This window comes from Rhodococcus sp. PAE-6 (genome assembly GCF_025290685.1).
Classification (GTDB): domain Bacteria; phylum Actinomycetota; class Actinomycetes; order Mycobacteriales; family Mycobacteriaceae; genus Rhodococcus; species Rhodococcus pyridinivorans.
This window is the reverse complement of record NZ_JAOCLZ010000250.1, coordinates 1-233: the sequence shown is the minus strand read 5'-3', so window position 1 is coordinate 233 and position 233 is coordinate 1. Positions and strand designations below refer to the sequence as shown.

The 233-nt window shown below is 70.8% G+C and carries 1 pseudogene; it reads right to left on the bottom strand.

Going from position 1 to position 233, the window contains the following annotated elements:
• Positions 1 to 233, bottom strand: a pseudogene (locus NVV99_RS26915) (phosphoserine transaminase); the annotation flags it as partial.

The following is a 233-nucleotide window of genomic DNA, read 5'->3' as shown; positions in this document are numbered from 1 at the left end:
CGGCAGGCCGCCGGCACCCGAGGTCGCGTCGATCGCGATCAGGGTGTTGTCGGAACCGGCGGGCCGCTGCACCGGAACCGCGACACCCGTGGAGGTCTCGTTGTGCGCCCAGCCGATGAGGTCGGCCGACGCGGCGGCGACGATCTCCGGAGCCGAGCCCGGCTCCGAACCCACGACGATCGGATCGCCGATGAACGGGTTCGTCTTCGCGACCGTCGCGAACTTCGACGAGA